Raw genomic sequence first — 26,512 nt, 5'->3', positions numbered from 1 at the left:
AACGATGACGACCTCCGTAGAAACCAGCACACACTACGTTCCCGAAGAACTGCCCACCCACATCCAGCACTACATCAACGGCAAGTTCGTTGACTCCGTGTCCGGCAAGACCTTCGACGTCCTGGACCCGGTCTCCAACAAGAACTACGCCACCGCCGCCGCGGGCCAGAAGGAAGACATCGACCTCGCCGTCGCCGCCGCCCGCGAAGCCTTCGTCAACGGCCCGTGGCCGAAGATGAAGCCGCGCGAACGCGCCCGTGTGCTGAACCGGATCGCCGACGCCGTCGAGGCCCAGGAAGCCCGGCTCGCCGAGCTCGAAACCTTCGACACCGGCCTGCCGATCACCCAGGCCAAGGGCCAGGCGCTGCGCGCGGCGGAGAACTTCCGCTTCTTCGCGGACCTGATCGTGGCCCAGTTCGACGACGCCATGAAGGTCCCCGGCTCGCAGATCAACTACGTGAACCGCAAGCCGATCGGCGTCGCCGGCCTGATCACTCCGTGGAACACCCCGTTCATGCTCGAGTCCTGGAAGCTCGCCCCCGCCCTGGCCACCGGCAACACCGTGGTCCTCAAGCCGGCCGAATTCACCCCGCTCTCGGCCTCCCTCTGGGCGCAGATCTTCAAGGACGCGGGCCTGCCCGACGGTGTGTTCAACCTGGTCAACGGCCTCGGCGAAGAAGCCGGCGACGCCCTGGTGAAGCACCCGGACGTGCCGCTGATTTCCTTCACCGGCGAAACCACAACCGGCCAGACGATCTTCCGCAACGCGGCGGCCAACCTCAAGGGCCTGTCCATGGAGCTCGGCGGGAAGTCCCCGTGCGTGGTGTTCGCCGACGCCGACCTGGACGCCGCGATCGACTCCGCACTGTTTGGCGTCTTCTCCCTCAACGGCGAACGCTGCACCGCCGGCTCCCGCATCCTGGTGGAACGCGCCATCTACGACGAGTTCTGCGAAAAGTACGCGGCCCGCGCCAAGAACATCGTGGTGGGCGACCCGCACGATCCCAAGACCCAGGTGGGCGCCCTGGTCCACCCCGAGCACTACGAAAAGGTGGCCTCCTACGTGGAGATCGGCAAGTCCGAAGGCCGGCTCCTGGCCGGCGGCGGCCGCCCCCGGCACCTCCCCGAAGGCAATTACATCGCACCCACGGTGTTTGCCGACGTCGCGCCTGACGCGCGGATCTTCCAGGAGGAAATCTTCGGTCCGGTCGTGGCGATCACCCCGTTCGAGAACGACGACGAAGCCCTCGCCCTGGCGAACAACACCAAGTACGGCCTGGCGGCCTACATCTGGACGCAGAACCTCACCCGGGCCCACAACTTCTCGCAGAACGTCGAGGCCGGCATGGTGTGGCTGAACAGCCACAACGTCCGCGACCTGCGCACCCCGTTTGGCGGCGTCAAGGCTTCGGGCCTGGGCCACGAAGGCGGCTACCGCTCCATCGACTTCTACACCGACCAGCAAGCCGTGCACATCACGCTCGGTTCGGTCCACACGCCGAAGTTCGGCGCCTGAGCCCGGCCGGCCCAACTAGCTCGCAATTGTGGTCGTTTTGAGGCTCCAAAACGACATCTACTGCGAGTCAGTTGGGCGGACGGCACCCAAACAGACCCCTTTCAACGAAGAGAGACCACCATGAGCAACGTCATCCCCAAGCCCTCCGTCCCGGCCCCGGACATCGTCCGCTGCGCGTACCTGGAACTCGTGGTCACGGACCTGGCCAAGTCCCGCGCGTTCTACGTGGACCTGCTGGGCCTGCACGTCACCGAAGAGGACGAGGACACCATCTACCTGCGCTCCTTCGAGGAGTTCATCCACCACAACCTCGTGCTCCGCAAGGGTCCGGTGGCCGCGGCCGCCGCCTTCGCCTACCGCGTGAAGTCCCCGGCCGAGGTGGACGCCGCCGAGGCGTACTACAAGGAACTGGGCTGCCGGGTGGAGCGCCGCAAGGAAGGCTTCACCAAGGGTGTGGGCGACTCCGTGCGCGTGGAGGACCCGCTGGGCTTCCCCTACGAGTTCTTCTACGAAGTGGAACACGTGGAGCGCCTCACCCAGCGCTATGACCTCTACTCTGCCGGTGAACTGGTGCGCCTGGACCACTTCAACCAGGTCACCCCGGACGTCCCGCGCGGCCGCAAGTACCTGGAGGACCTCGGCTTCCGCGTCTCGGAAGACATCAAGGACTCCGACGGCGTCACGTACGCCGCGTGGATGCACCGCAAGCAGACCGTGCACGACACCGCCCTGACCGGCGGCAACGGACCCCGCCTGCACCACATCGCCTTCTCCACGCACGAGAAGCACAACATCATCCAGATCTGCGACAAGATGGGCGCCCTGCGCATCAGCGACCGCATCGAGCGCGGCCCCGGCCGGCACGGCGTGTCCAACGCCTTCTACCTGTACATCCTGGACCCGGACGGGCACCGCGTGGAGATCTACACCCAGGACTACTACACCGGCGACCCGGACAACCCCACCGTCACCTGGGACGTCCACGACAACCAGCGCCGCGACTGGTGGGGCAACCCCGTGGTCCCGTCCTGGTACACCGAGGCCTCCCTGGTGCTGGACCTTGACGGCAACCCGCAGCCGGTCATCATCCGCGAGGACAAGAGCGAAATGGCCGTCACCGTGGGCGCCGACGGTTTCTCCTACACCCGCAAGGACGACGGCGGCACGCCGGGCACGGGCGTCGAAGGCTTCAAGCTGGGCGCGCAGGTCTAAGCTGCCTCGAACAGGCACGGAAGGGAAAGCGATGCTGGACGAGACAACGATCGAGGCCATCGCGGATGAGCTGGTGGCGGCAAGCCGGAACAGGACTCCGGTTCCGCGGCTGACCGCCCGCTACCCGGAGATGACGGTGGAGGATTCCTACGCCGTGCAGCAGCTCTGGCGGCGCCGGAACGAGGACACCGGGCGGACGCTGGTGGGCCGCAAGATCGGGCTCACGTCCAAGGCCATGCAGGCGGCCACGGGCATCACCGAACCGGACTACGGCGCCATTTTCGATGACATGGTGCTGGAAACCGGCTGCTCCGTGGAGTGGGAGCGGTACACGCACCCGCGGGTGGAGGTGGAGCTGGCGTTCGTGCTGAAGAACGACCTCACCGGGCCCGGCTGCTCCCTCTTCGATGTCCTGAACGCCACCGACTACGTGGTCCCGGCCCTCGAAATCCTGGATTCGAGGATCGAGATGGAGGGCCGGACCATCGTGGACACCATCGCGGACAACGCCGCCATGGGCGCCATGGTGCTGGGCGGCCGCCCGGTGCGGCCGGACGCCGTCGACCTCCGCTGGGTCTCGGCCATCCTCTACAAGAACCAGACCGTGGAGGAAACCGGCGTCGCGGCCGGCGTCCTGGACCACCCGGCCGCCGGCGTGCACTGGCTGGCCAACAAGATCGCCCCGCACGGAGACGGGCTGAAGGCCGGGGAGATCATCCTGGCCGGCTCCTTCACCCGCCCGCTCTGGGTCTACAAAGGGGACACCGTACACGCCGACTACGGACCGCTGGGAGTTGTGACATGCCGATTCGAGTAGAGCCAACGTTCACCGACGCCCTCGCTGCGGCGGGCCGGCCTTTGGCCGGGATGTGGGTCTGCTCAGGCAGCCCGCTGATCGCGGAGATCTGCGCCGGCTCGGGCCTGGACTGGCTGCTGATCGACGCCGAACACAGCCCCAACGGGCTCGAATCCATCCTTGCCCAGCTCCAGGCCGTCAGTGGCTACCCGGTCCAGGCCGTGGTCCGGCCGCCGGTGAACGACACCGTCCTGATCAAGCAATACCTGGACCTGGGTGTGCAGAACCTGCTCATTCCCATGGTCAATTCGGCCGCGGAGGCGGAGGCCGCCGTCGTCGCCGTCCGCTACCCGCCGCACGGGGTGCGCGGCGTCGGATCCGCTCTGGCGCGGGCCTCGCGCTGGAACCGGATCCCGGACTACCTCGCCCGGGCGTCGGAAACGGTCAGCGTGACGGTCCAGATCGAGTCGGAGGCCGCCGTTGCGGCGGTCGAGAACATTCTGGCGGTCGACGGCGTCGACGCGATCTTCATCGGCCCCTCAGACCTAGCTGCCTCCATGGGGCTGCTCGGCGAACAGGAGCATCCCGGGGTGCGGGCCGCCGTCGAACACTGCCTCGCCGCAGCGAAGGCCGCCGGCAAGCCCGCCGGCGTCAACGCCTTCAACGAGGCAACAGCACGGGCCTACCTCGACGCCGGAGCGTCCTTCGTGCTGGTCGGCGCCGACGTCGCGATGCTCGCCCGGGGGACCGAAGCGCTCGCCGCGAAGTTCATTCCGGCTTCTGGTCAGGGCGAAGGGCCCGACGGCGGAGCGTGCCCGAGTTACTGAGCCGGGCTCCCGCTTCGGCGACGTTCCTTCCCGTTTGCTTTCGAGGGCACCGAGGCAGAGCCGCGGAAGTCCGGGGTCCTGCCGGGGACACGGGTAAGCAAGCGAAGCGAAGCAAGCGGGCAGCCAAACCCTACCCGATGATCGGCCGCTCTTCCGGCAGCCTGAACAAGCGTGGGCGCGAGGACAGCGCCAAGGACGCGGCCACGGTGACGGAACCGAGGCGGCCGATGAACATGAGCGCCATCAGGACCCACTGGGCGCCGTCGGGCAGGTGGTAGGTGATACCGGTGCTGACCCCCACCGTGGCGAACGCCGAAATGGCTTCGAACAGCACCTTTTCCAAGCTGTAATCGGTCAGCATGAGCAGCAGCATGGTTCCGCCGATCACCGCCGCGACGCCGAGCAGGGCAACGGTCAGCGCCTGCCGCTGCACGGTCGGGCTGATCGAGCGGTGGGCGATGGTCACTTGTTCGCGGCCCCGGACTTCGTTCCAGATGGCGAAGGCGAGGACCAGGAAGGTGGTGATCTTGATGCCGCCCGCGGTTCCCGCGCTTCCGCCGCCGATGAACATCAGGATGTCGGTGGTCATGAGGGTGTCCGACGACGCCGCCCCGTAGTCGATGCTGTTGAAGCCGGCCGTGCGCGGGAAGACGCTGCCGGCGAACGCGCCCAGGACCTTGCCGCCGGTGCTCAGCGGGCCCAGCGTTTCCGGCCGGTTCCATTCGAAGGCCGCGAACGCCACGAAACCAAGCACCAGGAGCAACAAGGTGCCGAATACCGTCAGGCGGAGGTGCACCGTCCAGTCCTTGAGCCGGGTGCCCCTGAAGAGCTGGATGATCACGGGGAAACCGAGCCCGCCGGCAATCACGGCCAGGCAGAGGGGCACGATGATCCAGGGGTCTTCCGCGAAGCCCACGAGGTTGTCGCTGTACAGCGCGAACCCGGCGTTGTTGAACGCGGATACTGCGTGGAAGACGCCGTGCCAGACGGCGACGCCGGGGTTCTGGTCGTAGGCGAGCCAGAAGCGGACGGACAGGACGGCGGCGGTGGTTCCCTCGACCGCCAACATGATCCGCGCGACGCGGAACAGCACCGAGCGGACGTCGCCGAAGTTGAGGGTGTGGGTTTCCGACTGCGCCACCAGCTGGCCGCGCAGGCCGAGGCTCTTCCGCACGACCAGGGCCAGCAGGGTCGCGAGCGTCATGATCCCGAAGCCGCCCACCTGGATGAGTCCCAGGATCACCACGTGCCCGAACGGGGTCCAGAACGTGGCCGTATCCACGGTGACCAGCCCGGTGACGCAGACGGCGGACACGGCTGTGAAAAGGGGAGCGAGGCCGGGGTCGACGCCCAGGTCGGTCCGGGAGAACGGCAGCATCAGCAGGGCTGCGCCGATCAGGATCACCAGCAGGAACGCCAGGGGCAGGGAGCGCACGGGGTGCAGGAGCGCCCGGGCGATGGTGCTTTCCTTCTTCGCCCGGGGAACCTCGTCGCGCTGTTCCCGCGGCGCCTCATACCCGAGGCGCCCGGATGCCGGCTTCCGTGCTTTCGACATCGGTGATCCCCTCCGTTGGCCCTTCGGCGCAGGCGCATATCCGGCCGCATATTCGGCGCCCGGCGCTCACGGAGCCTAGCACCGCCCGGATTGGATGGAACGGGGTTTTTACGAAACCTTTACGCGTCTTTCCGCGGCATGTACCACTCGGTGAACTCCGTTGCCCGGCCGTCCGGGGCGAAGCGGATCACCCAGAGGTTGTCGTAGGTGGGCTGGCCGTTGAAGTAGGTGGTGAGGCCCTGGACGAAGGCCAGGTTGCCGTCCTGCCCCAGGAGGGTCCATTCGAAGGCCCAGGCATGCGGCATGTCGCCAGCGTCGATCCAACCGTCAACGATTTCGGTATGTCCGCGCCACGGCGAATCGGTGTCCGGCCGGGTGGCGTAGACCGCATCCTCGGTGAACAGGGCCTTGATGTCATCGGGGTCGTTCGAGGTCCAGGCGGCGATGTATTTGTCCATCCAGGCGTTGACGTCGTTCATTCTTACGTTCTACGCCCGGCCCCTCCGGCCATCAAGGGTTCAGCCGCCTCCGGGCCCGGAGTAGCGATCCAGCCAGCGGCGGGCCTGCCCGGCGATGCGCCGCTTCTGCGCCGCAAGTTTGTCCGCGGCCTCGGCGGTGCGGCTCGCCCGGCGGGCGTCCTGCTCGGCCGTCGCCAGCTCCTCCTCCAGGGACGCGAGGCGCTCCCGGGTCTCCTTCAACGCAGCCTGGAGCTCCCGACGCCGGAACCTGGCCTCCGCCAGCGACCGCTCCGCCTCCGCGAGCTCCGCTTCCGCTTGCCCTGCCGCGCGCTCGGCGTCCTCGGCTTTGGCCCGCAGGCTCTCGCGGGCACTCGTGTCGCCGTCGTCGGTCTTCACACGCGGGGCGGCCGGGGCGGCAGGAACCGCGCCGCCTTCAAGCGCCACCGCGCCGGACAGGTCGACAGCATCTACGCCGTCGCCCGACAAACCCCGCACCAGCAGGCCGCTCCGGACAGCCGCGGCGGCATCCGTGTCGCCGAGGGCAGCCCGCAGGGTCCCGGTGATGTCGCTTGCCGCGGCGTCGCTCAGCCGCACGCCGAGGCCGGCGGCGATTTCATCGGCCTTCCCGACGGCGGCAGCCAGCAGGTGGGGGCGTTGCTGTCCGAGTTCCCGCAGCCTGGCCGGGTCCAGTTCCGTTTGGGCGTCCCGCAGCGCGGCACCCAAGCCGAGGAGTTGTTCCAGTTCGGTGGCGCCGCTGCGTGCCAGCATGTTGATGGCCCAGGCGGCCGCCGAGGGCTTCGGCAACCGGCCGATCCGCGTCGCCAACGCGGCGTCGCCGGAAGCCTTCGCTTCCTTCGCACGCGCGCCGCGGGCGGCGATGAACTCGGCAGGCAGCAGCGCGTACAACTCCGCGGCCACTGTGCTCAGCTCCATGCGGGCATCTTAGCGGCACGGACTGGTAGCCGGAACGACGTCGGCGGGTTCAGTCCTGCTGCAGGGTCTGGGTCAGGTGGTGGGCCGGGATGCGGTCACGCTCGTAGGTGATCTCCGTGTAGCCGTGCGGCTCAGGGTTGCCATCCTCGCCCAGGTTTACAAAGACGATCTCCTCGATGGTGAGGATGCTCCGGCGGGTGATCATGTTCCGCACTTCGGCCCGCATCGTCAAGGAAGTCCGGCCGAAGCGGGTGGCGGTGATGCCCAGTTCGATCAGGTCGCCCTGCACGGCCGAGCTCACGAAATTGATCTCGGAGATGTACTTGGTGACGGCCCGGCCGTTGCCCAGTTGGAGAATCGCGTAGATCGCCGCTTCCTCGTCGATCCATTTCAGCAGGCTTCCGCCGAACAGGGTGCCGTTGGCGTTCAGGTCCTCCGGGCGCACCCATTTACGGGTCCGGAACGTGATGTCTGCTTTTTCCATAGGGCGAGATTATCCGAGCCGCCGCCGGGAGCAGCCGCCGCCCACCGCTTTGCGCGGAAAATTAAGCCCTCAGGCCATCGCGGTGTGCGCGGCGCTGTGGGAATCGATGGCTTTGGAGTAGCAGCGGGACTCACTGACGCCGATGTACGGCCCGAAGTTGGCGACCGGCTCGAAGCCGGAACTTTCGTAGAAGCTGCGGCCGTCGGTCTGCGCCGAGCCCGCCTCCGCTGTGATCACCTGGAAGCCCCGCGAATGCGCCAGCCCTTCGAGGCTGGCCAGAATAGAACTGGCCACCCGGGACCCGCGGGCGTAGGGGACAACGTACAGACGCTTGATCTCCACGGTGCGGTCGTCCACGATCCGCAGCCCGCCGCAGCCCAGGGGTTGTCCGGAACACTTCTCGTACGCCACCACGAAGACCGCTGTATCGGCCTCCGATGGCGCCGGGCCAGGTTCGTGATCGGACGTGCCGAAACGGGAATCCAGTTCAGACTGCTGCGCCGCGCGGAGGTCTGCGCCCACGGGGTTTGCCCAGCTGACCTGACGGATGTTGAGCCGCGGGTTGGTCTGCATCGCTACCTCTTTCGCCGGAGGGGGTTATGCAAAACAAGCCTAGGAAGGAGCGGTTACCGCCGTGTTTCCTATGCGTAAGGGTCCGGAGAACTGCCGATGGACCCGGATCCGGGCGGCTCATCCGACCTCCGGGCTCATCCGAGTTCCGGCCCGGCCGGAGACGGCTATAGGGCTTCGCCGGTGGGGTCCTCCGCCGTCGGATCGGCCAGGGCAAGGCCGCCCACAGGGATGCGGTCCCAATGCAGCACGCTCCAGCCCGAGTCCGGGTCGCCCTCGAGCACCACGATTCCGGTGTTGGGCAGCTGGTGGGTTTCGGCGAAGAGGGTATCGATGTCCACGGCCCGCCGTCCTGCCCAGCATCGGATGGCCGCACCGTGGCTGACGATCGCCGCAGTCGAGTGGCCCGCGGCAACCACCTTGCTCACGGAAGCGTCGAAGCGATCGAAGAAGTCATGGCCGGTGAACGCGCCCGGCATCCGGACATCCAGATTCCCGTCGCTCCAGGCAAAGACGGTGCCCATGTAGCGCATATGCGATTCGTGGTCCGTTTTCTTTTCCAGGGCCCCGGCTTCGATCTCATGGACGCCGTCCAGGATGACCGGTTCGAGGCCGATTGCCTGGGCCAGCGGTGTGGCGGTGAGCTGGGTCCGCAGGAGCGTTGAAGTGTAGAGGCCTTCGATGTCTTCATCCGCCAGGGCCCGGGGCAGCGCGGCGGCCTGGCGGACGCCGAGTTCGGTCAGCCCGGGGCCGGGAAACGCGGTGTCCAGCTGGCCCAGGACATTGCCGGGGGTCTGGCCGTGACGGATAAGCAATAGCCTCATGCTGGCACCTTACTAGCCGGGCCGGACATCCCGGCAGGAGGCGGTACTTCCGAAGACCGACGGCGGCGCAAGAAACGACGACGGCGGGCCGGGACGCCCCTGTTTGTGAGGCTGTGTCCCTGCCCGCCGCCGTCGTGATGCTGCCCGCGAACGGCCGCCGCTTGCGCGGCTTCCGGCTGCGTCCTACTTGAGGTGATCGACCAGTTCGTCCGCGATGCCGGTGTAGCCGCCCGGGGTGAGCGCCAGCAGGCGCGCTTCGGCGTCAGCCGAAAGGCCCAGACTGGAGACGAACTCCTGCATGCGCGCGGCATCCACGCGGTGTCCCCGGGTGAGGTCCTTCAGGCGCTCGTAGGGGTTCTCCATCCCCGGGACGCCGGCGATTGCCTCGGCACGCATCACCATCTGGATGGCTTCGCCCAGGACTTCCCAGTTGGTGTCGAGGTCGCCGGCGAGCACGTCCCCAGCGACGTCGAGGGCCTTCAGGCCCTTCGCGACGTTCGAAATGGCCAGCAGGGAGTGGCCGAATGCCACGCCGATGTTGCGCTGCGAAGAGGAATCCGTGAGGTCGCGCTGCCAGCGGGAGGTGACCAGCGTGGCGGCGAGGGTGTCCAGCAGGCCGTTGGAGATTTCCAGGTTCGCCTCGGCGTTTTCGAAGCGGATGGGGTTGACCTTGTGCGGCATGGTGGACGAGCCCGTGGCGCCGGCAACCGGAATCTGGCGGAAGTAGCCGATGGAGATGTAGCTCCAGATGTCCGTGCAGACGTTGTGCAGGATCCGGTTGAAGCGCGCGATGTCGGAGTACAGCTCGGCCTGCCAGTCGTGGCTTTCGATCTGGGTGGTGAGCGGGTTCCAGGTAAGCCCCAGGCCTTCGACGAAGGACTTGGATACGGCCTGCCAGTCGGCGCCCGGAACCGAGGCGACGTGCGCGGCGTACGTTCCGGTGGCGCCGTTGATCTTGCCCAGATATTCGGTCTTCGCGATCCGGTCGAGCTGGCGACCCAGACGGTGGGCGATCACGGCCAGTTCCTTGCCCAGCGTGGTGGGGGTAGCCGGCTGTCCGTGGGTGCGCGAAAGCATCGGCACGGAGCGGTTTTCCTCGGCCATGGCCTCGATCTGCTGTACCAGCGCGCGGGCCGACGGCAGCCAGACGTCCTCCACGGCGCCCTTGACGCCCAAGGCGTAGGAAAGGTTGTTGATGTCCTCGGAGGTGCAGCCGAAGTGCACCATCGCGGTCAGGTTCTCGATGCCGACGGCCGGGAGCCGGCGGCTGATGTAGTACTCAACGGCCTTGACGTCGTGGACCGTAACGGCTTCGATCTCGGCCAGTTCGGCCACAGCGGCGGCGTCGAATTCGGTGACGATGCTGCGCAGCTTTTCCTGCTGTTCGGCGGTCAGGGGGCCCGCGCCGGGCAGCACGCTGTTGCTGGTCAGGTGGATGAGCCATTCGACCTCAACGGCCACGCGGTCGCGGTTGAGGGCGGCCTCGGACAGGTAATCGACCAGCGGCGCGATAGCGGACTGGTAACGGCCGTCCAGGGGGCCGAGGGCGATCTGTTCCGGCGAAGCGGCGAGGGCCAGGCGTCCGGAGGGCGTACGGGTAACAGCGGCGGCGGTTTCAGGCATGGGCCAATTCTTTCATGAACTCCAGCCCGCGCCTTAAGCGGACCCTGCTATGTGAATACCGCCACGGACTGTCCTCCACAGCGGCCTTGCGGGCCTTTTTCCACATAGCGCCCGACGGCGGTTCCGCGCCCCGGGTGCGCGGCCGTAGTTTCGGTGCATCAGGGCAGGCAGCCCGGTGCCCGGGTGAGGAGACAGGAGCTGAACATGGGCAACACGTTGATTGCGGCGGAAGCCGCGTTTGATCCGGGGCGATGGGCCCCGCAGGAAGTCGACGCACGGCAACTCGCCACACGGGTGGCACGGTGTGCGGATGAAGCGGACGCCGCGTTGTCGCAGCTTGGACAGGTCCAGATGGGGCAATGGCAGTCGGCTGCGGGCAGGGCTTATCGAAACGTCCTTGCCATCCGCCTGGTCGAACTGCGGCGGGCACGCGATGCCTTGCGGGAGGCTTCCGTCATGGTGATGCACCAGGCGGCGAAGGTGGCCGTTCCGGCAGGGCCGGGCTATTGATGCCCGGCGTGCGCATGGAGGACGATGGCCCGCTCCGGCCCGTGGAACCGCCGGTGGACGGCTTCCTGAGGGTCCGCGGCGGTGTGGGTGGAATCGGCTTCCAGTTCGAGGAGCTTCTGGCCGGAGCCAATGCGCTGGATGGCGTCGTGCAGAAGCTCGATGCCGTTGTCATGGAAGCCGACGCAGTCCGCCGGGAGCTCTTCCTCTCGGAGCTGCAGGCTTACACGAGTGGCGACCCGGCAATCGTCGCCGTTGGTGCTGGGGTGCAGGAAGTGACCCGGGTCCGTGACGCGATCCGGAAGACCGGCGAGCAGGTCCGGGCGAGCCATCGCGAATACGAGTACACCGAGGCATGGAACGCAATTGCCCTGCGTGTGGGCCTGATCCATCCTCCCCAGGTGGAGGCGGGCATGCTGCTCGTCGGGGGCGCAGGCACGCATCTTGGGGACCGGGACCGCGCCGAGCACCTCGTGGCCCAGGCGCCGCTGATTGTGGGCTCCTTGCTCGGTAGCGCGATACCGGGGCCCCTGTGGGGGACGGTGACGGCGCTGCTGGCGGGCCAGACGGACGTCAGGGCCATTCTCCGCACCATCGTGGCCGTGCCCGAGCTGGCGCACCTGAAGCCGCGGCCTGTCACGGTCCAGAAAGTGGGAACAACCGAGGAAGCCGTCGACACCTCGTTGCCGGGCCTGCTGCGCCGGACCGAAGGGCTGCACAGCGAAGGGCCGGGAGAAATCGCCGTGATCAAAGTGCCGCAGGGCGGGAGTGATGAGAAGAGCACGTGGGTGGTGCTGGTTCCCGGAACGCAGGAGGGGGACCCGCCCGGCGGGAGCAATCCGATCGACGAAGGCGGGATCTTCGACGCCCTCGGCTACGATTCCGCCTACCTCGCGCCTGCCATCCGGGAGGCGCTGCGGGAGGCGGGTGCCACGGCCGGGGAACAGGTCGTGGCAGTTGGTCACAGTCAGGGTGGTGTCCACGCGATGAATCTGGCGGCCAACAAAGCTTTCCTGGCCGAATACGACCTCAAATACGTCCTCACGGCCGGGTCCCCCGTCGGCGGCATCAACCCCGAACCCGGAATCACCAGCCTGCATCTGGAACACAGCCAGGATTGGGTTCCGGGGTGTGACGGAGTGCCCAATGCCGACACCAGGGACCGCGTGACGGTGACCCTCGAGAACCAGGTCCAGACTGCGCCGGGAAAAGACGCGGGCCTCGGCCCGGGGCACAGCCTGGAGAACTACGCGGAGGCCGCGGAACGGGTCGCCGCGAGTCGCGACCCGTCCCTTATGGCATCCACCGCCGCGCTCGCGGGCGTACTCGGGACCGGCGGCGCGGCGGCCGCGACCGGGTCCAAACTGCCCAAGCCGACCGTGACCAGGTTCAAGCTCACCCGCGAGGCGATGCCCGCAGCGTCTCCACCGCCGCAACGGGAACGCCCCCGGGTTCCGGAGAACCGCTCGGAGGCGGGGTGGCGTTGAGAACCGTCGTTGAAGGCCGCCGCGGCTGCTCAGCTACCCACCATTGCCGGGGACTTACAGGCCGGCGGCTATGCCAGTCGTCCAGGACCAGGAACCGCGGCTCACAGTCTGCCTCCCGAGTGCCCGGTTCCCGTCTCCACAGGAAGGTCCGAGGCATGTCCGTACTGCGACCAGCCGCCGACGAACAAGCGCCCGCGATCCATGCCCAAGAGCTCCATGACGAGGAGATTGTGGCACGCGGTAACCCCGGAACCGCAGTAAGAGATGACGTTCCGGGCAGTTTCAACTCCTGCGGCCCGAAAGTTTTCAATCAGCTTTCCAGGCTGGGAAAGTCTTCCATCAGACTCCAGGTTCTCGCGACAGGGAACACTCACAGCCCCCGGAATATGGCCTGGCCGGGGATCTATAGGGTCTTGTTTGCCCTCGAACCTGTCACGGTTGCGGGCATCGATAACAAAGGCACCTTCGGCCGTCGTTTCCTCGATGTCAGCCAAGAACTCGGACGGCCACGGACGCGGGGTGAAATCATCCGGGTGACGGCCGGCGACTCCGGTCTCGAGCTCCCCCTGGTAGCCGTTGATTCCACCATCCAGGACGGCCGCCGAGTGCCCAAGGCTCCGCAGCATCCATACGAGGCGAGCGGCAATCACGCCGCCCGCGTCATCGTAGGCAACCACCATGTCATCATCACCGATGCCAGCCCTGCCCATGCCCTCGGCAAATACTCGAGGGTCGGGCAAGGGATTCCTGCCCCGCTCGGGCGAAGCCGGCCCTGATAGCCACTCATCCAGATCGACGAACACCGCTCCCGGCAAATGCCCGGACTCATACGCCGCAAATCCGGAAGCGCCGTCAAGATACCAGCGAGTGTCGACGATAACCACCCGCACCCAATGCTGTTCGAGCCACTGCTGGCTCACGAAAGGCTGCGAAAGAAGCGTAGAAATCATGGAACTATTCAACCGTCGTCTCGCTATCTGAGACATTTCATATCAAATAATGGACGCGGGTGGTTCGAATGCGGACCGTTGCCCCTAGCTGCTCCCGGTGGCAGAACAACTCTCAGCGTCATCCCGGCTCCGCCTGCCAGGGTGCGGTCAGCGCCGGCGGGCTCCGGGGATGCGATTGGCCACCACGGAAATCACGCTGATGATGATCGCTGCGAGGACCGCGGTCCAGAAGAAGGAATCGATGGTCAGGTGCACGGGCGTTTAGCTGCTGAGCCAGGCGGTGAGGTAGAGCATCGCGGCGTTGATGATGATCGTGAACAGGCCCAGCGTCAGGATGGTGATGGGAAGGGACAGCAGCTTCACGAGGGGGCGGACAAAGGCGTTGACGATTCCGAAAATCAGGCCGATGAACAAGTAGGCAAGGATGATGCCCACGGTCTCACCGCCCTGGGTGATGCCGGCATTGTTGACGGCGTTGCTGGCGGCAGCCGTGGAAATATCCAGGCCGGGAAGAATCCAGCTGGCCACCCAGAGGGCCAGGCCATTGATCAGGACACGGACGATGAATGCACCCATGGGCCCATGCTTTCACACAGGGCGGCAAGGAGTGTCCACCCGGGCCCCGAAAATGCCGACCAGTAGGCTTGGAATTATGACTTCTCCTGATATGGCACAGGAGGGCGTTCGGCCCCGCCCGGTGGTCGGCAGCCTTCCCAAGTACGCCGCCGGAAAACCGCCTGCGGCGATTGAGGGTTTGACCAGCTACAAGCTGTCCTCGAACGAGAACCCGCTGCCTCCCATTCCTGCGGTACTGGAGGCGATCGCCGATCAGAGCGACATCAACCGCTACCCGGATCCACTTGCCACCAAGCTGCGCACGGCGCTCGCGGATTTCCTGGGTGTCCCCGCTGACGATGTCGTCACCGGCGCCGGAAGCCTGGGTGCCCTGAACCAGATCCTCGCCGCCTTCGCCGGGCAGAACGCCGACGGCAAGGCAGACGAAGTGATTTACGCCTGGCGTTCCTTTGAGGCATACCCCATCTGCGTCGGACTGGCAGGAGCAGAGGGTGTCAGGATTCCGCTGCTGCCCGACGGACGGCACGATCTTGAAGCCATGGCGGCCGCCGTCACCGTGCGTACCAAGGTCATCCTGCTTTGCACGCCGAACAACCCCACCGGCCCGATCCTCAAGGCAGAGGAAACGGAGCGTTTCATCCGGTCCGTCCCGGCCGGCGTCGTCGTTGTCATTGACGAGGCCTATCAGGAGTTCGTCCGCGACCCGGACGCGGTGGAAGGCATCAAGCTGTACCGGAAGTACCCGAACGTCGTCGTACTCCGCACCTTCTCCAAGGCGCACGGCCTCGCCGGGCTCCGCGTGGGCTACAGCGTCGCCAGCCCGGACATCACGCAGCACCTCCGTGTCGCCGCCACTCCGTTCGCGGTATCCCAGATTGCCGAACGCGCCGCCGTCACGTCCCTGGCACACTTCGATGAGGTGGTGGACCGGGTGCAGGGCCTCGTTGACGAGCGCGACCGCGTTGTCGCCGGCCTGCGGGAACTCGGCTGGTTTGTTCCGGAAGCGCAGGGGAACTTCGTATGGCTCAACCTGGGGGAGCACAGCACAGGGTTCGCGGAACTGGCCGGGGAACGCGCATTGTCGGTCCGTGCCTTCGCCAACGAGGGGGTCCGTGTCAGCATCGGAGAAGTCGAGGCGAACACCCGGTTCCTGGAACTCTGTGGCGGGTACACAAATGCGCCGCGGCCTTTGTAGGGATTAACAAATGTCTTTGGGTCCCTTACTGAGGATAAAGTAAGGGACGGCAAGCCAAATATTCCATTTGGGGAATGTATTCCCCAAATGGAATATATCAGCGAAAAGAATGCTCAGCGTCGGCTGCGGCAGGCAAAGGAGACGGAATGGGCTCAACCCAATTGCCCACCCCCCGGATCAACGTGACCGGACAGCAGTTCCCGGAGGGGACAGAGTCCGGCGACCCCGCAACGGGGATGGTCCAATTGCTCGGGCCGGATGGCACGCTCGGCACGGATCCGGTGTTTTCGGACTACGCCAAGCGCCTGGAGCCGGAGCAGCTCCGCGGTTTCTACGCGGACATGGCCAAGATCCGCCGCTTCGACCAGGAAGCCACTGCCCTGCAGCGCCAAGGCGAGCTGGCGCTTTGGGTTCCCCTTACCGGCCAGGAAGCCGCGCAGATCGGCTCCGGCAGGGCCTCTCAGCCGCAGGATTACATCTTCCCCACTTACCGGGAGCACGGCGTCGCCCTGACCCGGAACGTTGACCTCTCAGAGCTGCTGAAGCTCTTCCGCGGCATCTCCAACGGAGGCTGGGACCCGAACGAGAACAACTTCCACCTGTACACCCTGGTCCTCGCTGCCCAGATGCCGCACTCGGTGGGCTACGCCATGGGCATCCAGCGCGACCAGAAGCTCGCCGAGGCAGCCGGATCCAACGATCCCAAGGCCGCAGTGCTGGCCTACTTCGGCGATGGCGCAAGCTCCGAAGGCGATGTCCACGAGTCCATGGTGTTCGCGGCCTCGTATGACGCCCCGGTGGTGTTCTTCTGCCAGAACAACCACTGGGCCATTTCGGTTCCCACCGCGGTCCAGACCAAGATTCCCCTCTTCAACCGGGCCAAGGGCTACGGCTTCCCGGGCATCCGGGTGGACGGGAACGACGTCATCGCCGTCCACGCGGTCACCGAATGGGCGCTCGAGCATGCACGCGAGGGCCGCGGTCCAGTGCTGATCGAGGCCCACACCTACCGCGTCGGGGCGCACACCACGGCCGACGACCCCACCAAGTACCGCCAGTCGGCCGAAGAGGCCGAGTGGCGCCGCAAGGACCCGCTGGACCGCCTGGAGAAGTACCTCCGCGCCGAAGGCCTGGCCGACGACGCCTTCTTCGAGCAGGTCAAAGAGGACGGCAACGAGCTGGCCGCCTACGTCCGCAGCACCGCACTGGCCCTGCAGGCCCCCGACATCCACGATGCCTTCGCCGGGGTCTATGCCGAGGCGCACCCCCTTGTCGCCGAGGAACAGGCATGGTTCAGGGAATACGAGGCAGGTTTCGAAAGCGAAAAGGAGGCCGGTCACTGATGGCCACCATGACCGTAGCCAAGGCCATCAACGAAGGCCTGCGAGCAACCCTCAGCAACAACGCCAAATCCCTGCTCATGGGCGAGGACATCGGCGCCCTGGGCGGCGTCTACCGTGTCACGGACGGGCTGCTCAAGGACTTCGGCCCGGACCGGGTGGTCGACAGCCCGCTCGCTGAGTCCGGCATTGTCGGTACGGCGATCGGCCTGGCCCTGCGGGGTTACCGCCCCATCTGCGAGATCCAGTTCGACGGTTTCGTCTTTCCTGCCTTCAACCAGATCACCACGCAGCTGGCCAAGATGCATTTCCGCAGCAGCGGCAAGCTCATGGTGCCGGTGGTCATCCGCATCCCCTACGGCGGCGGCATCGGCTCGATCGAGCACCACTCCGAATCCCCGGAAGCGCTCTTCGCGCACACCGCCGGGCTGCGGATCATCACCCCGTCCAACGCCCACGACGCCTACTGGATGATCCAGCAGGCCGTGGAGTGCACGGACCCGGTGATCTTCTTCGAACCCAAGCGCCGCTACTGGCTCAAGGGCGAGGTTGACACCGAGAACCCGGGCCCGGCGTCGGATCCCTTCAAGGCGCACGTCCTGCGCGAAGGCAGCGATGCCACGATCGTGGCGTACGGACCGCTGGTGCCTGTGGCCCTCGCGGCCGCCGCCGCGGCGGCCGAGGACGGGCACAGCATCGAGGTTATCGACCTGCGCTCGATTTCGCCGATCGACTTCGACACCGTCGAGGCCTCGGTGAAGAAGACCGGGCGCCTGATCGTGGCCCACGAGGCTCCCACGTTCGGCGGCATCGGTGGCGAAATCGCGGCCCGGATCAGCGAACGCGCGTTCCTGCATCTCGAGGCCCCCGTCATCCGTGTGGGCGGCTTCCACATGCCCTACCCCGTGGCCAAGGTCGAAGAGGACTACTTGCCGGACATCGACAAGATCCTCGAAGCCCTGGACCGTTCGCTGGCCTACTAGCCGCTCCTGCCTGCGCCGCGCCCCGCCGGCCGCCTGCTGAAACGTAAGGACCGAAGTGACTGTTAAGAAATTCAACCTCCCGGATGTCGGCGAGGGCCTGACCGAGGCCGAGATCGTCTCCTGGAAGGTCAAGCCGGGCGACGCCGTGGCCATCAACGACGTCATCTGCGAGATCGAGACGGCCAAGTCCCTGGTGGAGCTGCCCTCGCCCTACGCCGGCACCGTCTCCGAACTCCTTGTGGCCGAGGGCATCACTGTGGAGGTCGGGACGCCGATCATCGGCATTTCCGACGGCGCTGCCGAGGCCGCCGGCGGAGCTCCGGCTCCGGCGGCTCCCGCCGTCGTCGAGCCTTCAGCTCCGTCCGCGGCCGAGACGCCGATGTACGGCAAGCTGCCCAAGGACACGCCCGACGCCGGTACCTCCGATGCCGGCCCCGCCGGCGGTCCGCTGGTCGGCTCCGGTCCGAAGGCCGACGCCATCAAGCGGCGTCCGCGCCGGAACGCCCCGTCCGTTGCGGCCCCGTCTGCTGCGGCCCAGCCAGCCCCGGCGGCGGCGCCCGTGCAGGCACCCGCCGCGGCCCCTGCCCGGCCGGTCTCCGTCCAGCCGGCCCCCGCCCAGCCCGCCGCGCCGGCGGCAGCCACCGAGGACGCGCCCCAGGCTGCCACCGCGGGCCTCGGCGGAGCCCTTGGCGCAACGGTCAGCGGCATCGTCAGCCGCGTACTGGCCAAGCCGCCGGTGCGGAAGATCGCCCGGGACCTCGGCATCGACCTTGCCGACGTCGTCGCCACCGGTGCCCGCGGCGAGGTGACCCGCGAGGACCTCGTGAGCTACCAGGCCCAGCGCGACGCCGAACTGGACCAGGCCGATTCCTTCTGGGGTGCTTCCCGCAAGCCGCAGGACCAGCGCGTGGAGCGCATCCCGGTCAAGGGCGTCCGCAAGGCCACCGCCAAGGCGATGGTGGAGTCTGCGTTCACCGCTCCGCACGTGAGCATCTTCGTGGACGTGGATGCCAGCCGCACCATGGAATTCGTGAAGCGGCTGAAGGCCTCCCGCGACTTCGAGGGCATCAAGGTGTCGCCGCTGCTGATCCTGGCCAAGGCCGTCATCTGGGCCGCCGCCCGGAACCCGAGCGTCAATGCCAGCTGGGTGGAGGACGCGGACGGCAAGGGCGGCGCGGAAATCCAGGTCAAGCACTTCATGAACCTCGGCATTGCGGCCGCCACTCCGCGGGGCCTGATGGTGCCGAACATCAAGGACGCGCAGGACCTCTCCCTCAAGGAACTCGCCCTGGCGCTGAATGAGCTCGCTACCACCGCGCGTGCCGGCAAGACCCAGCCCGCGCAGATGCAGGGCGGCACGCTCACGATCACCAACATCGGCGCCCTGGGCATCGACACCGGAACGCCCATCATCAACCCGGGCGAGGTGGCGATCGTCGCCTTCGGCACCATCAAGCAGAAGCCCTGGGTTCTCGACGGCGAGGTCATCCCGCGTTGGATCACCACCCTCGGCGGTTCCTTCGACCACCGCGTGGTCGACGGCGACCTGTCCGCCCGCTTCATGGCCGACGTCGCCGCCATCCTTGAGGAGCCGGCGCTGCTGCTGGACTAAGTCCGGGAGCGGCGTGCGGGGCCCCGGGAAGGGGCCTTAAGCGACAAGAGCCCGACGGCGCCATCCGGCGCGGTCGGGCTCTTCCGCAATAGGGACAGTGGGCTCAGTACACCGAGCTGCTGTAGGCGAGCTGGGAGAGCTGCTCATCGCTCATGTTGCCGATCAGTCCGATGGACACCGCCGCGGCCAGGAGACCGATGGCCAGCATCATCGCGGAACCCATGATCAGGGCGCGCCAGTCCGAACGCAGCACGCTGCGGAGGGTTTCCGGCATCTCAAGCAGCGGCGAGATGAGGTTCGGGGCGCTGTCCGTGGTTCCGTCGTTCAGGATGGCAACGACGCGGTCGTTGCTCCGGTCGAAACGCATGGAGCTGATGTGGTTTCCGTGGCGGGCGAGGAGGATGTCATGCCCGACGCGCTGGCGCGGCTGCAGAGTAAGCAAAGTGGGGTCCTGGAGGTCGTTGTGGCGGGCGGCTCGCGCCTTCGGGGGCCTTCCTCAATTTTATCGGCGGGGTTCCATGGGGACCGGCCGGAAACGGGGTGAGAACGCCCACCAGGCCGCGTGATTCCCGTCAAGGGTTGCAGTGCGACGCGTCATACCCGGGCCCGCTCCCGGGGGCGCCCACACGACGAAAAAGCCGGCCGGCTCCCGGGCTTTCACCTGGGAGCCGGCCGGCTCGGGAACCTGCCTTAGGCGGGTTCGTCCGTCTTGGCGATGTAGACATCGCAAGGGGCGTTGTGCGCAACGGTGTTCGCCACGCTGCCCAGGATGCGGCCGAGGCCCTGCATACGGCGGTTTCCGACCACGATCAGCTGAGCCTCCACGCGCTCGGCTTCCTTGACGAGTGCTTCGCCGGCCTTGCCGCGGACGGCGCCGTAGCTGGTCTGCAGCCGCTCAGAGGCGAGTTCCCCGGCGATGGTGCGCGCAACCTTTTCAGCGGCGTCTGCGTCGGAAAGGACCCACTTGTCGGCGCCGCTCTCGACAATTTCGACGCGGTCGCTTTCAAATGCCGTGACGACGCGCAGCTCTGCTTCCAAAGCCGTTGCCAGCCGCTTGGCCGATTCGGCCGCCCGGCGTGCTGTTTCGCTTCCGTCGACGCCGACGAGGACTACACCGCTCATAGACCTGCTCCTTTGCTGGATCTGTTTTCAATTGCTTCCGTGAGTACTTTCGCGAGTCTCCGGACGCCTTCGGCAATAGTATCCGGAGGCACGGCGCTGAACGCCAATCGCAGCTTGTTGGACGGACCGTCCGACGGCGTGAAGGCCGCACCTGGAATGAACACGACGCCGGCCTCGATCGCTTTCTGGAGCAGCGGGTAGGTGTCCACGCCCTTGGGCAGCGTGACCCAAACGAAGAAGCCGCCGTCGGGTCGCGTCCAGCTCAGGCCTTCGGGCATGTACTCGTCTAGTGCGGAGAGCAGGGCTGCGCAGCGCTCCTCGTAGAGCGCACGATAAGTTTCGATCTGGCCGCGCCAGTCGAAATCGCGTAAGTATGCCGAGATGAGCATCTGGTTGAGCGTTGGCGGGCACAGGGTCACGGCTTCGGACGCCAGGTAGAAACGTCGCTGCAGATGCTCCGGAACCAGGGCCCAGCCGATGCGGAGTCCGGGGGCGAAGATCTTGGAGAAGGAGCCCATGTAGATGACGTCGTGGGCGTTTTCGGCCCGCATCGGCGCCAACGGCTTGCCGTCGAAGCGCAGCAGGCCGTAGGGGTTGTCCTCCAACACCAAGATATTCGCTTCACGGCATATATCGACGATCCGCTGGCGGCGCTCCGCTGCGAGCGTGATCCCGGACGGGTTGTTGAAGTTGGGGATCGTGTACAGGAACTTGATGTTCTTGCCCTCGGCCTGCAGCTCCGCGATCCGGGATTCGAGGATCTCGGGCACCAGGCCGTCGCCGTCCATGTCCACGGTTTCGACCTGGACCTGGTAGGCCTCGAAGGTGTTCAGGGCGCCAACGTAGGTGGGGTTTTCCACGAGGACCACGTCGCCCGGATTGCAGAAGACCTTGGTGGCGACGTCCTGTGCGGACTGGGAACCTGCCGTGATGACGACATTTTCCGGCCGGGCATCGGTGATGCCTTCGGCCGCCATGATCTCGCAGATCTGGGTGCGCAGTTCTTCCGTGCCCTGGCCGCCGCCGTACTGCAGGGCGGTCATGCCGTTTTCGGCGATGATCCGCGCTGCGGCCTGGCCAAGCTTTTCCAGGGGCAGGGACTGAAGATAGGGGTTTCCGCCGGCAAGGGACACGAGGCCCGGCCGCATGGAGATGTCGAAGACATCCCGCACGGCTGACTGCTTGATGTTGGCGGCGCGCTCCGAGAAGAGTTCCTCGTGGCGGTGGGCGGCCGTGGCGGCCCTTTCGATGGCGTCGATCGCTTCGGCGGGCAGCTCCGGCCCGGCGTCCAGTGTTTCGTGGGTCACAGTGAACAGGATACTCCCCGGAGTTGCCAAATGGGCAACAGGTGTTTCTTTAATAAGGGCGGATGGCCGACGTCGCTGTGAATGTCGGTGCCTCGGCGTAGCTTTGGCACCAGGCAGCTTTGAAGGCGGAACGTGAGGCGGACATGGCACAGGATGGTGGCTCGTGAAACGAAGCGTGCAGTTCTGGCGGATCGACCAGATGAACGGTGACGGGTTGTTCCGGCCGTTTCCCGCGCGCCGGGTGGCTGAGGTACTCCGTGGTGCAGAGCGCGACGGCGTTGACCGCCACTACCGCTGCGCCGACGGAACCGTCCTGCTCGCCCAGACGGCCGCCGTCGCACCCCTCCCGGTGGTCATGCTGGACCGTGTGCGTGGCGGGAACCTGCCAAGTGTGGGGGACAGCGCGGGGCGCCGGAAGCCGCTGCCGCTCGACGCCGGCGACCACCTCCTGGAGACCACCTACTTCGCCTTCCTGAAGCGGAACGTCCTGGCGGTGCTGAGCAGCGGAAACGGCCCCCGGGCCTCGCGGCTGGGAGAGTACCTTGGCGGCATGCTTGGCCTGGAACCCGGCCTTGTTCCCGTTGTGCGGGAAGACGTCGAAGACATCCTGGAGCGGCTGGACGTCAGCCGCTTCGAGTTCTCCTTGCCGGCGGGCCGCCTTTCCGGGAAGTTCATGGAAGGCGAGTGGGCGGACGTGCTGGACAGTGCCTCGCGCCTCATGAGCGAAGGTACGTTCCGGGTGTCCCTCAGTGTCGGCCGCAGCGGCAGCGCCCAGGACAAGCGGCGGATCAGGGAGCGCATCCAGCAGCTGATCGAGGTGTTCCGGCGTGCCGGATCCATGGAGCAGTTCGACCACGTGGTGGCCGAGGGCAGGAACTCCATCAGCGGGGACCGGGAAGTGGTGGACCTGCTCAAGGAGAGGTTCATTTCCTACGTGGACGTCGACGCCGGCGTCTTCAACGATCCCGCCCGCGCCTCGGCCGAGGCCGTGGAAATCCTGCGGAACCAGTCGCAGAACCACGAGGACTTCTTCGCCAGGACCCTGCCGGAAGTGACGGGAATGCCGGACAACTCCGTGGTGCCGGCCCTTGCCGCGGCCGCCGGTGCGGAACTGGTCACGGCCGCGGAACAATCGACGACGGCGGAGGGCTCAGCTTTGACGGAACCGTTGGACATGTCGGAACGGGTCCTGGCCCGAGGTTCCGCGCGATGAGCCTGTACGAGGTCGGGATCGGCCGACCGCGCCGCGGCGCCGCGTGGCGCTGGTTCCTGCTGCATCCCCGCGTGGACCTGCTGTGGGCGGCTTTGGCGGTCGGCGCCTGGCTGGCCCTGTCCGCTTTGCTGGTGCAGCCGCTCATGGTCGAGGGCGTCGCGGAAGACGCCCGCCGCACCTTGTTCCAGACCCTGGCCACCTTGTCCGGCGCGGTGGCTGGCCTGATTCTCAGCAGCGTCTCCATGCTGGTGAACGTGCTGGGAAAGAAGGCGCCGCCGGGGCAGGGGGCCCTGCCCTTGGAGCGGCTTGCCCCGGATCATCGGCGGCAGATCGGCGAGGCCTTCCTTTCCGTCATCCCGGTGCTGGCCGCCCTCCTCGTGGCCGCGCTGGCGGCGATCCTCGTGGAGGGCGACGGCGCCACCGGCGTCTGGCCCATTGAGGCGGTGGTGTTCGGGCTTGGCGTTGCCGCGGCTCTCGGACTGGTGCGGATGGCCTGGGCGCTGCGGCGACTGATTGCGATCGCCACATCATGAGCCGTACACGCCCATTTCCGCACGCCACGCCAGCGCAACCACCGCAGACGCAACCACGGCCAACGCATGTCGCGCAGACCCACGCCTCGCCGGCCCACCGGCAATGCATGTCGCGCAAACGCATACCTGGGCAAACGCGCGCCTGCGTCAGCGCAGATCCAGGAACTCTGCAAGGGGCCGTCCGTTGATACGGATTTCCGCGCGGGATGCGCCGCTGGCCGCGATGGCTGTCTGCGTGAGCTGGGCTTCGATCCGGGGACTGTCGCACACGCCGCCCTGCCGCAGTTCCCCGCTGAGGTCGACCACGGCCGTGGTTTCGTCCAGCCGGCCGGACACGTATTTCAGGGTCGAGCCGGCAAGGGCGTTGTACAGACCGGAAGCTGCCGGAACGCCGTCCGGGGCAAGCAGCCGCGTCATCGCTGTCTCCATCGGGTCCTGTGCGGTTGCAGCCGCCGGGCTCCCGGATGCCGGGCTTCCCGGGGGACCGGAGCGCACCGCGACCAGGCTGTCGTTGCAACCGAAACGGGCGCCGCGGCTGCCGCCGTCGTCGATCGCCACGAGGTAGATAGCCGGGCCGGAAAGCAGCGCCAGGTCTCCGGACGCGCCCGGCCCCGTACTTGACCCTGCGCCTGACCCCGCGCCGGGAACCGGAGCAGGAGCATCGCTTGCCTCCGACGGCGGCATGGGAGGCGCGGCGGGCGGAGACGTTGCGGGCGCCGGCGCTGAGGGGAGGACGTAGCCGTCCGCGCCGGGCGAGGTGGCACCCGGCGCGGCGGTCTCTGGCGTCGGCAGGCTGGCAGGGGAAGTCGCCGGAACGGGACCGGGGGCAAAGCCGGGGGATCCAGTGGGGGCCGGGCTGGCCGGGACGGCTGCCGGAAGAGCCGACTCTGGTTCCAGGCCTGCGGGATACCCGCAGCCGCCGAACCCGAAGGCCAGGCTGCACACGAGCAGGCTGCTGAAGGCCAGACCGCTTCGCGACGGTCCGCTTTTCGAAAGTCCGCCTCTCGACAGACTGCTTCTCGACAGACAGCTGTGCGGCGGGGCAGCGCGCAGGGCGCGCAGCGGGGCGACCGCCGTCGAGCGTCCGAATCCGCGCATGCCCACCATGACAGCCCCCGAGCTACCGGGCAGCTCCACGGGCACCGCCCATGTTTGCCGCCTCCTGCTTCAACCGTAAGTCCGGCAAATTCCGGGCGGAATGCCGGTGCGGTGACGGTTCTGCATCAGCTCCGTCACGGATTGGTAGCGTGCCTGCGGAGGCGCAAAAGGCCCCGTTCCGTCCGGAATCATCCGGACGGAACGGGGCCTCGGCTATGCCTTCAGCAGCGTCAGGCTGCTACTTCTTCTTCGACGGCGGTCAGCGGCTCGAAGATGCCCTTGATCTGCTCGACGACCTCGGCGTCGTCCTTCGGGTGCAGCTCGGCGAAGCGGATCATGGAGCCGGGAACGGCCAGCTTGACCTCCTCGAGCACCTTGGCTCCGGCGATGCCGGCGGCCTTGCGGGCCTCGTCCTGTGCCCAGACTCCGCCGTACTGGCCGAAGGCGGTTCCGACGACGGCGGTCGGCTTCCCGGCCAGGGCGCCGGCGCCGAAGGGGCGGGACAGCCAGTCGATGGCGTTCTTCAGCGCGGCGGGCATGGTGCCGTTGTGTTCCGGCGTGACCAGCAGCAAGGCGTCTGCCTCGGCGGCGGCGGCGCGCAGGGCGGCCGCTTCGGCCGGAACCTGGCCTTCGACGTCGATGTCTTCGTTGTAGAACGGAATGTTGCCGAGGGAGCCGTAGACCCGGACGTTCACGTCTTCCGGCGCATTCAGGGCGATGGCCTCGGCGAGCTTGCGGTTGTGGGAGTCGGCGCGAAGGCTGCCGACCAGGGCGAGGACGGTATTCGTGGTCATTTGTAACTCCTTGCTTCGGACCGCGGCCGGGGCCGCTGGGCTCTTGTTTCTGAGGCTGGATGCCTGCTTTCACCTAGCTAAACGGACTACGGTCCGCTTTGTATTCCCACGACTAGAATGATTTTTGTGAGCCTCATCCCGATCCGCCCGGAGGGTTCTTCGGGGCCGCAGTCCGAGCGCAGCGACGCCGCCCGTAACCGGGAGCGTCTCCTGCAGGCCGCCAGGGAGCTTGTTGCCGAACACGGTGCCGACGCCGTCACGATGGACATGCTTGCCTGCAGGGCGGAGGTGGGCAAAGGTACCGTCTTCCGGCGCTTCGGCAGCCGGGCCGGGCTGATGATGACCCTGCTGAGCGACGCCGAGGCCGAGTTCCAGCAGCAGTTCATCTTCGGCCCCCCGCCGCTGGGTCCCGGCGCGCCGCCGGTGGAACGCCTCATTGCCTTCGGCGAGGCACGGATCAGGTACATCGACAAGTACGGCGAACTCGCCAGGGCTGCGGATCATTCACCGCATAACCGCCATGCTGCCCCGCCCGCCCTGCTCTGGCACAGGCACGTTGAGATGCTGTTGGGCCAAGCGGGCATCGACGGCGATCCCTGGCTTATGGCTTCATTCCTGCTCGCCACCCTCGACCCCGAACGGGTGCTGTACGCGCTCCGCAGCCAAGGGGTCGAGGCGGCCCGCATCGAGGCCGGCTGGCGTGAATTTGCCGGCCGCCTTCTGGGCTGCCCGCCTGACGCGAAATGACCCTTTCCCTCTGCTGAAGAGCGCGATCTGCCGTGTCCGTTGATAACAATCCGGACACCCGCCGCCGCTTGACTTGGTGCAGTGGCAAATAGTGTGCCTTTCCATGTGATAGCTTCCTCTGGGATGTGATTCGAAGCACATCCTTCGAAGTTGATCCTTCACGTTTCTGCGACGGCGGAATCTGGGGGACGGCCCGCAACCATCGGCCGGCTTTTCCTCGCCGCGTGCACCACCCCGCACGCGGCGAGGA

At 67.0% G+C, this 26,512-nt stretch carries 26 protein-coding genes and 1 pseudogene; 13 read left to right on the top strand and 14 right to left on the bottom strand.

Annotated elements, in window-relative coordinates; translation table 11 throughout:
- Positions 1-4: 4 nt before the first annotated feature.
- The 4 genes from hpaE to ACN9M4_RS19295 all read left to right on the top strand — a co-directional run bounded on the left by hpaE (position 5) and on the right by ACN9M4_RS19295 (position 4,351).
- Positions 5-1,516, top strand: coding sequence for a 5-carboxymethyl-2-hydroxymuconate semialdehyde dehydrogenase (gene hpaE, locus ACN9M4_RS19310; protein WP_426300786.1), 1,512 nt, complete (start codon positions 5-7; stop codon positions 1,514-1,516).
- A 120-nt stretch (positions 1,517-1,636) separates the two neighbouring features.
- Entirely contained in the window at positions 1,637-2,728 is a 1,092-nt protein-coding gene (hpaD, locus tag ACN9M4_RS19305; RefSeq protein ID WP_426300784.1) for a 3,4-dihydroxyphenylacetate 2,3-dioxygenase, read from the top strand.
- A 31-nt stretch (positions 2,729-2,759) separates the two neighbouring features.
- Positions 2,760-3,545, top strand: coding sequence for a 2-oxo-hept-4-ene-1,7-dioate hydratase (hpaH, locus tag ACN9M4_RS19300; RefSeq protein WP_426300782.1), 786 nt, complete (start codon positions 2,760-2,762; stop codon positions 3,543-3,545).
- Positions 3,530-4,351, top strand: coding sequence for an aldolase/citrate lyase family protein (locus ACN9M4_RS19295; protein ID WP_426300780.1), 822 nt, complete (start codon positions 3,530-3,532; stop codon positions 4,349-4,351). Before hpaH ends, ACN9M4_RS19295 begins: the two co-directional genes overlap by 16 nt.
- Before the next feature lie 130 nt (positions 4,352-4,481).
- Here the strand turns inward: ACN9M4_RS19295 and ACN9M4_RS19290 are convergent, their stop codons facing one another.
- From ACN9M4_RS19290 to purB, 7 genes are all read right to left on the bottom strand, one after another.
- Positions 4,482-5,906 carry a TrkH family potassium uptake protein gene (locus tag ACN9M4_RS19290; protein WP_426300778.1) on the bottom strand — a complete coding sequence of 475 codons (1,425 nt, stop codon included), beginning with the start codon at positions 5,904-5,906 and terminating at the stop codon, positions 4,482-4,484.
- A 119-nt stretch (positions 5,907-6,025) separates the two neighbouring features.
- Positions 6,026-6,385, bottom strand: coding sequence for a nuclear transport factor 2 family protein (locus ACN9M4_RS19285; RefSeq protein ID WP_426300776.1), 360 nt, complete (start codon positions 6,383-6,385; stop codon positions 6,026-6,028).
- Between the two features lie 39 nt (positions 6,386-6,424).
- Positions 6,425-7,297: a transposase gene (locus ACN9M4_RS19280; RefSeq protein ID WP_426300774.1), complete on the bottom strand. Its 873-nt coding sequence runs from the start codon at positions 7,295-7,297 to the stop codon at positions 6,425-6,427.
- Positions 7,298-7,346: 49 nt separating this feature from the next.
- Positions 7,347-7,781 (bottom strand): acyl-CoA thioesterase, encoded by a 435-nt coding sequence (locus tag ACN9M4_RS19275; RefSeq protein ID WP_426300772.1) that lies wholly within the window; start codon positions 7,779-7,781, stop codon positions 7,347-7,349.
- 69 nt (positions 7,782-7,850) lie between these two features.
- Entirely contained in the window at positions 7,851-8,354 is a 504-nt protein-coding gene (locus tag ACN9M4_RS19270) for a GNAT family N-acetyltransferase (protein WP_426300770.1), read from the bottom strand.
- A gap of 164 nt (positions 8,355-8,518) precedes the next feature.
- The gene (locus tag ACN9M4_RS19265; RefSeq protein WP_426300768.1) at positions 8,519-9,175 is read right to left on the bottom strand and encodes a histidine phosphatase family protein; all 657 of its coding nucleotides are present in this window, start codon (positions 9,173-9,175) and stop codon (positions 8,519-8,521) included.
- A 183-nt stretch (positions 9,176-9,358) separates the two neighbouring features.
- Positions 9,359-10,798, bottom strand: a complete 1,440-nt coding sequence (purB, locus tag ACN9M4_RS19260; protein ID WP_426300766.1) for an adenylosuccinate lyase — start codon at positions 10,796-10,798, stop codon at positions 9,359-9,361.
- 204 nt (positions 10,799-11,002) lie between these two features.
- Here purB and ACN9M4_RS19255 point away from each other — a divergent pair, with 204 nt between their 5' ends.
- Positions 11,003-11,308: a hypothetical protein gene (locus ACN9M4_RS19255; RefSeq protein WP_426300764.1), complete on the top strand. Its 306-nt coding sequence runs from the start codon at positions 11,003-11,005 to the stop codon at positions 11,306-11,308.
- A gap of 14 nt (positions 11,309-11,322) precedes the next feature.
- Positions 11,323-12,792 carry a hypothetical protein gene (locus ACN9M4_RS19250; RefSeq protein WP_426300762.1) on the top strand — a complete coding sequence of 490 codons (1,470 nt, stop codon included), beginning with the start codon at positions 11,323-11,325 and terminating at the stop codon, positions 12,790-12,792.
- Between the two features lie 101 nt (positions 12,793-12,893).
- Here the strand turns inward: ACN9M4_RS19250 and ACN9M4_RS19245 are convergent, their stop codons facing one another.
- Positions 12,894-13,742, bottom strand: a complete 849-nt coding sequence (locus tag ACN9M4_RS19245; protein WP_426300760.1) for a sulfurtransferase — start codon at positions 13,740-13,742, stop codon at positions 12,894-12,896.
- Positions 13,743-13,889: 147 nt separating this feature from the next.
- A pseudogene (locus tag ACN9M4_RS19240) lies at positions 13,890-14,318 on the bottom strand (phage holin family protein).
- Between the two features lie 76 nt (positions 14,319-14,394).
- Here ACN9M4_RS19240 and ACN9M4_RS19235 point away from each other — a divergent pair.
- The 4 genes from ACN9M4_RS19235 to ACN9M4_RS19220 all read left to right on the top strand — a co-directional run bounded on the left by ACN9M4_RS19235 (position 14,395) and on the right by ACN9M4_RS19220 (position 19,448).
- Positions 14,395-15,513 (top strand): histidinol-phosphate transaminase, encoded by a 1,119-nt coding sequence (locus ACN9M4_RS19235; RefSeq protein ID WP_426300758.1) that lies wholly within the window; start codon positions 14,395-14,397, stop codon positions 15,511-15,513.
- A 146-nt stretch (positions 15,514-15,659) separates the two neighbouring features.
- Positions 15,660-16,856 carry a pyruvate dehydrogenase (acetyl-transferring) E1 component subunit alpha gene (pdhA, locus tag ACN9M4_RS19230; RefSeq protein ID WP_426300756.1) on the top strand — a complete coding sequence of 399 codons (1,197 nt, stop codon included), beginning with the start codon at positions 15,660-15,662 and terminating at the stop codon, positions 16,854-16,856.
- Positions 16,856-17,836, top strand: coding sequence for an alpha-ketoacid dehydrogenase subunit beta (locus tag ACN9M4_RS19225; RefSeq protein ID WP_426300754.1), 981 nt, complete (start codon positions 16,856-16,858; stop codon positions 17,834-17,836). The genes pdhA and ACN9M4_RS19225 overlap by 1 nt, the downstream gene beginning before the upstream one ends.
- 55 nt (positions 17,837-17,891) lie before the next feature.
- Positions 17,892-19,448, top strand: coding sequence for a dihydrolipoamide acetyltransferase family protein (locus ACN9M4_RS19220; protein WP_426300752.1), 1,557 nt, complete (start codon positions 17,892-17,894; stop codon positions 19,446-19,448).
- 103 nt (positions 19,449-19,551) lie between these two features.
- Here the strand turns inward: ACN9M4_RS19220 and ACN9M4_RS19215 are convergent, their stop codons facing one another.
- The 3 genes from ACN9M4_RS19215 to ACN9M4_RS19205 form a co-directional block, all read right to left on the bottom strand.
- Positions 19,552-19,890 carry a hypothetical protein gene (locus tag ACN9M4_RS19215; RefSeq protein ID WP_426300750.1) on the bottom strand — a complete coding sequence of 113 codons (339 nt, stop codon included), beginning with the start codon at positions 19,888-19,890 and terminating at the stop codon, positions 19,552-19,554.
- 248 nt (positions 19,891-20,138) lie between these two features.
- Positions 20,139-20,570, bottom strand: coding sequence for a universal stress protein (locus ACN9M4_RS19210; protein ID WP_426300748.1), 432 nt, complete (start codon positions 20,568-20,570; stop codon positions 20,139-20,141).
- Positions 20,567-21,877: a PLP-dependent aminotransferase family protein gene (locus ACN9M4_RS19205; protein WP_426300746.1), complete on the bottom strand. Its 1,311-nt coding sequence runs from the start codon at positions 21,875-21,877 to the stop codon at positions 20,567-20,569. The genes ACN9M4_RS19210 and ACN9M4_RS19205 overlap by 4 nt, the downstream gene beginning before the upstream one ends.
- A 163-nt stretch (positions 21,878-22,040) precedes the next feature.
- On the opposite strand from ACN9M4_RS19205, the gene ACN9M4_RS19200 reads away from it, so the two are divergent.
- Together ACN9M4_RS19200 and ACN9M4_RS19195 are read left to right on the top strand one after the other, a co-directional pair.
- Entirely contained in the window at positions 22,041-23,090 is a 1,050-nt protein-coding gene (locus tag ACN9M4_RS19200) for a hypothetical protein (RefSeq protein ID WP_426300744.1), read from the top strand.
- Complete coding sequence (locus ACN9M4_RS19195) at positions 23,087-23,623, top strand: hypothetical protein (RefSeq protein WP_426300742.1); 537 nt, start codon at positions 23,087-23,089, stop codon at positions 23,621-23,623. The genes ACN9M4_RS19200 and ACN9M4_RS19195 overlap by 4 nt, the downstream gene beginning before the upstream one ends.
- A gap of 147 nt (positions 23,624-23,770) precedes the next feature.
- Here the strand turns inward: ACN9M4_RS19195 and ACN9M4_RS19190 are convergent, their stop codons facing one another.
- Positions 23,771-24,568 (bottom strand): GerMN domain-containing protein, encoded by a 798-nt coding sequence (locus tag ACN9M4_RS19190; protein ID WP_426300740.1) that lies wholly within the window; start codon positions 24,566-24,568, stop codon positions 23,771-23,773.
- Between the two features lie 383 nt (positions 24,569-24,951).
- Complete coding sequence (locus tag ACN9M4_RS19185) at positions 24,952-25,515, bottom strand: NAD(P)H-dependent oxidoreductase (RefSeq protein ID WP_426300738.1); 564 nt, start codon at positions 25,513-25,515, stop codon at positions 24,952-24,954.
- Positions 25,516-25,641: 126 nt separating this feature from the next.
- Here ACN9M4_RS19185 and ACN9M4_RS19180 point away from each other — a divergent pair, with 126 nt between their 5' ends.
- On the top strand, positions 25,642-26,262 hold the full coding sequence (locus ACN9M4_RS19180) for a TetR/AcrR family transcriptional regulator (RefSeq protein WP_426300736.1): 621 nt from the start codon (positions 25,642-25,644) through the stop codon (positions 26,260-26,262).
- Positions 26,263-26,512: the final 250 nt, after the last annotated feature.

Origin of the sequence: Arthrobacter sp. R-11 (assembly GCF_049913155.1) — a bacterium.
Lineage (GTDB): Bacteria > Actinomycetota > Actinomycetes > Actinomycetales > Micrococcaceae > Arthrobacter.
This window is presented reverse-complemented; position numbering and strand designations above follow the sequence as displayed.